This is a genomic window from Weizmannia sp. CD-2023 (genome assembly GCF_036225245.1).
GTDB classification, from domain to species: domain Bacteria; phylum Bacillota; class Bacilli; order Bacillales; family Bacillaceae_C; genus Weizmannia; species Weizmannia faecalis.
The window spans coordinates 1-2,195 of the sequence record NZ_JARTJQ010000117.1 but is presented as its reverse complement, the minus strand read 5'-3'; the positions used below and the strand labels follow the sequence as shown (position 1 = coordinate 2,195).

Genomic DNA, 2,195 nt, shown 5'->3' with positions numbered 1-2,195 from the left:
AAGTCCGAAACTTGAGTAAGTAAGATTTTAAAGGCAAATTTTTATAAAAGACATATATAATTAAATTAACTAAAAAAGAAAAAATGCTTGAGATAAGACATAATGAAATACCCGTTAAATAACGTGCAAATACTATCCTATTGAAAGATACACCTGTTGTATTTAGAAAGTCTAAAAAACCGGATTTATTATCATCATTAAATAGTGACTGAATACTATTCAGAAAAAGCATAGTTATAAATATTGAAATTACAGCACTGTCTTGGCGTAGGAATATTATTGCCAAAATTAGGGCCGCTACAAATGATATTACGAACTTTAATTTAAACCAGTGTTTTCCCAATAATAATATATCTTTTAAATATCCTCCTACCATATTGATTACCTCCTTGCTACTATATTCTTTAATTCCGCTTCCAACTCATTTGTATTACTTATATCGGAAACATCTTTTTTTAGTAGCATAGAACCTTTATGTAAAAATATAACCTTATCTGCAATTTTAATAATATCGTCAAGTAGGTGTGTGCTCATAATTGCAATAGATGAGGTTGTCTTTACATATTCCTTTATAATGGTTAACACAGTATCCCTAATTAAAGGGTCTAATCCACCAGTAACTTCATCAAGTAATAACAATTTTGGATGGTGGGATAGAGTAACAGCAATACCAATTTTGGTTTTCATTCCCTTCGAAAAATATTTAATGCTTTGAGTTTCGGGTATTTCAAATTTATCTAGATAATCCTTAAATTTTTTTGAATCCCATGATTTAAATATATATGGCATAAATAAATTAATATTTTCCGCAGATAATTCCTCGGGAAAATGATTAGTGTCAAATTGAAAACCAATTTCATTCTTGGGAGGAACCGAAAGATTTCCTGAATCCAAAGAAACTGTTTGAGAAATAATCCTTAAAAGTGTTGTTTTTCCAGCTCCATTTTCACCAATAATTCCTACTATATTTTTAGGAAATGCTGAAAAACTAATATTATTTAGGGTTTGCTGAATAAACAAAAATTCCAGATTTGACAAGGATTTTGGCCACTTTTGTCGAATATAAAGTGTAAGGATTTTATAGGAAACGTATAAAAAACCTTGCACTTGGAGGCCGTTACGATGTACAAAAAGACCGAACATCAATTAACTTTTGTAGAAGATTTTTTTCTACCATTCGGTGGAAAATTAAATAAAGAAAATCGCTGGGTCCGTCTTGCTGAATTAATCCCTTGGTGGAAGGCTGAAGAAAAGTATGCCAAGTCCTTCAAGAAAAAATTCAAAGGTGAAAAGGCTTATTCTGTCAGAGTTGCTCTTGGGGCTCTCTATATCAAAGAACGGCTTGGGCTATCTGACCGGGAAACAGTCGAACAGATCACGGAAAACCCGTATCTTCAGTATTTTATTGGGTTGCCTGAATTCCAGGAAAAAGCCCCATTCGATCATTCTCTGATGACTCGTTTTAGAAAACGTTTGGGTGCAAACATCATCAATGAACTGAATGAATGGATTGTTCTGGAAGAACAAGAACGCCAATCGGAAGAAGCATCTAAGGAAAATGGCAACGATGATGATCACCATGATGATGACGATCATAGTAGTGGTGATCATCAACCTTCCGGTCCTGCTTCGGAAGAGAATTCAACTGGATCGGCTTCTCCTAAAACGAAGAACAAAGGAAAGCTCATTCTGGACGCAACCTGTGCACCGGCTGATATTGCTTACCCTACTGACCTGGGGCTTTTGAACGAAGCCCGTGAGAAACTGGAACATATCATTGATGTACTGCATGAACCGCACAAAGGAAAATTACGAAAGCCAAGGACCTACAGAAAAAGAGCCCGCAGGGACTATCTTTCTGTCGCTAAGCAACGCAAAGCTGGAGCCCGGAAAATCCGGAAAGCTGTCGGCAAACAACTTGGATATGTGAAACGGAATCTGGAGATCATTGGAAATCTCATTTCCCAAAGCTCCCTGTCTCTTTTGAGCAAAGATGAATACCGACAACTCCTCGTGATTCATGAACTTTACCGCCAACAGGCAGAAATGTACAAAAAGAAAACACATCGGATTGACCACCGGATTGTGAGCATTTCCCAGCCGCATGTCCGTCCAATTGTGCGTGGCAAGGCAAAAGCGAACGTGGAATTCGGCTCAAAAGTCGCCATTAGCGTTGTAGATGGCTATGCCTTGAT

At 36.7% G+C, this 2,195-nt stretch carries 3 protein-coding genes; 1 reads left to right on the top strand and 2 read right to left on the bottom strand.

What is annotated here, in order from left to right; translation table 11 throughout:
- Together P9687_RS16015 and P9687_RS16010 are read right to left on the bottom strand one after the other, a co-directional pair.
- On the bottom strand, positions 1–376 hold a 376-nt coding region (locus P9687_RS16015), incomplete at its 3' end, for an ABC-2 transporter permease (RefSeq protein ID WP_328228771.1).
- Positions 377–381: 5 nt separating this feature from the next.
- Entirely contained in the window at positions 382–1,038 is a 657-nt protein-coding gene (locus P9687_RS16010; RefSeq protein WP_052123362.1) for an ATP-binding cassette domain-containing protein, read from the bottom strand.
- A gap of 84 nt (positions 1,039–1,122) precedes the next feature.
- On the opposite strand from P9687_RS16010, the gene P9687_RS16005 reads away from it, so the two are divergent.
- Positions 1,123–2,195 (top strand): IS5-like element ISBco3 family transposase (locus P9687_RS16005; RefSeq protein ID WP_328228927.1); only part of this gene is annotated, 1,073 nt, incomplete at its 3' end.